Annotated in this window: 1 protein-coding gene; it reads left to right on the plus strand. The window is 74.3% G+C overall.

Going from position 1 to position 2,852, the window contains the following annotated elements; all coding sequences use genetic code 11:
* A partial coding sequence (locus tag ACZ5WK_RS40190) for an amino acid adenylation domain-containing protein (protein WP_465555517.1) occupies positions 1 to 2,852 on the plus strand: 2,852 nt, incomplete at both ends.

Here is a 2,852-nt window from a genome sequence, read left to right on the forward strand (position 1 = left end):
GACTGGCCGCAGACCGATCCGGAGATCGTGCTGGACGTCCGGCACCCGGCGTACGTGATCTACACCTCGGGCTCGACCGGCCGCCCCAAGGGCGTGGCGGTGAGCCACACCGGCGTGTCGGGCCTGGTGGCGGCGCAGGTCGAGCGGCTCGGTGTGGCACCCGGCAGCCGGGTGCTCCAGTTCGCCTCGCCCAGCTTCGACGCGTCCTTCTGGGACCTGTGCAGTGCCCTGCTGACCGGTGCCGCCCTCGTCCTGGCCCCGGCCGAGGCCCCGCTGGAGGCCCTGACGGACCGCCGGCTCGACGTCACCCATGTGACGCTGCCGCCCTCGGCCCTGGCCGCGCTGGACGGCGCCGAGCTCACGGCCACCACGCTGGTGGTGGCGGGTGAGGCGTGCCCGCCGGAGCTGGTGGCCCGGTGGGCGCCCGGACGCCGGATGGTCAACGCGTACGGTCCGACGGAGACGACCGTGTGCGCGACGATGAGCGACCCGCTGTCGCCGTCGGCCGGTGTGCCGCCGATCGGCCGACCGGTCGCGGGCTTCCGGGCGTACGTGCTGGACGAGTGGCTGCGGCCGGTGCCGCCGGGCGTGGCGGGGGAGCTGTACGTCGCGGGGCCGGGTCTGGCGCGCGGCTACCTGAACCGGCCCGGTCTGACGGCCGGACGGTTCGTCGCCTGTCCGTTCGGCGCGGACGGGGAGCGCATGTACCGCACCGGTGACCTGGTGCGCCGGCGTGTTGGGGGCAGTCAGCTGGAGTACGTCGGCCGCGCCGACCAGCAGGTCAAGGTGCGCGGGTTCCGGGTCGAGCCCGGCGAGGTCGAGTCGGCCCTGGCCGAGCACCCGGCCGTCGCCCGGGCCGCCGTCCTCGCCCTGGACGAGAGGCTCATCGGCTACGTGGCCGTGCGTCCCGAGGCGGCGGTTCGCCCTGCCGAGCTGGCGGCGCACCTGCGCGAGCGCCTGCCGGACTACCTGGTGCCGGCCGTCTTCGTGGTGCTGGACGCGCTGCCGGTGACCCCGAACGGGAAGCTGGACCGGGCGGCACTGCCCGCGCCCGAGTCGGTGACCACGGAGGCGGGCCGGGCACCGCGCACGCCGCAGGAGCAGATCCTGTGCGGGCTGTTCGCGGAGGTGCTCGGGCTGGCGAGGGTCGGGGTCGACGACGACTTCTTCGAGCTGGGCGGGCACTCGCTGCTCGCCACCCGGCTGGCCGCGCGGGTGCGGTCGGTGCTCGGTGTGGAACTGGGGCTGCGCGCGCTCTTCCAGGCGCCCACCGTGGCGGGCCTGGCCGCGGCGCTGAGCGAGGCGGGCCGCGCCCGCCCGGCGCTGACCGCGCACGAGCGGCCCGAGGCTGTGCCGCTCTCCTTCGCCCAGCGCCGGCTCTGGTTCCTGCACCGCATGGACGGCGCCACCGCGACCTACCACATTCCGCTGGCGCTCCGACTGACCGGGACGCTCGACCGGGCGGCACTGGACGAGGCACTGGCCGACGTGGTGGCCCGGCACGAGAGCCTGCGGACGGTCTTCCCGGAGGTCGACGGCGTACCGTGCCAGCTTGTCCTGCCCCCCGGTGCGGCCCGGCCCCGGGCGCGGCTGACCGAGGTGTCGGAGGCCGAGCTGACGGAGCGGCTCACCGAGTCCGCCCGGCAGCCCTTCGACCTGGCGGCGGAACCCCCGTTGCGGGCCGAGCTGTTCGCGGTCGCGCCGGAGGAGCACGTGCTGCTGCTGGTGATGCACCACATCGCCGGTGACGGCTGGTCCACCGGGCCGCTGGCCCGCGACCTGGCCGAGGCGTACGCCGCCCGGTGCGAGGGCCGCTCGCCGGGCTGGTCGCTCCTGCCGGTGCAGTACACCGACTACACGCTGTGGCAGCGCGACCTGCTCGGTGACGCATCCGACCCGGAGAGCCGGTTCGCCGAACAGCTCGACTACTGGAAGCGCCAGTTGGCCGGCATGCCGGAGCTGCTCCCGCTGCCCGTCGACCGGCCGCGGCCGGCCGTCGCGGGCTGGCGAGGGGACCACGTCGGCCTGCAGCTGAGCCCCGAACTGCACGCGGCGCTGGCGGAGTTGGCGCGGCGTACCGGCACCAGTCTGTTCATGGTGCTGCAGGCGGGCCTTGCCGCGTTGTACACGCGGTTGGGTGCGGGGACGGACGTTCCGATCGGGAGTCCGATCGCGGGGCGTACGGACGAGGCGCTGGACGAGCTGGTCGGGTTCTTCGTCAACACGTTGGTGCTGCGGACGGACACCAGCGGTGATCCGTCGTTCGTGGAGCTGCTGGGGCGGGTGCGGGAGACGGCGCTGGAGGCGTTCGCGCACCAGGACGTGCCGTTCGAGCATCTGGTGGAGGTGTTGAACCCGTCCCGGTCGCTGTCGCACCACCCGCTGTTCCAGACCATCCTGGCCGTGCAGAACGCGCCGATGGGCCGGTTCGCGTTGCCCGGTCTGGACGTGGCCACCTTCGCGGTGGCCACCGGCACCGCCAAGTTCGACCTCGGCATCAGCCTCGCCGAGCAGTTCGGTCCGGACGGCAGCCCGGCCGGGATCGTCGGCATGGTGGAGTACGCCACCGACCTGTTCGACCGGTCGACGGTCGCCGCCCTCGCCCGGCGGTGGACGCTCCTGCTGGAGACGGTCACCGCCGATCCGGAGCAGCCGATCGGACGGATCGACCTCCTCGACGCGGACGAGCGCCACCGGCTGCTGGAGCGGGGCAACGCGACAGCCCGTGAGGTGGGCGCCGTCCCGGTGCCGCAGGCCTTCGCGGTGCAGGTGGCGGCGACGCCGGATGCGGTGGCGGTGGTGTGCGGCGGCGTGGAGTTGACGTATCGGGAGTTGGACGGTCGGGCGAACCG

The organism is Kitasatospora sp. NPDC032757 (genome assembly GCF_055579305.1).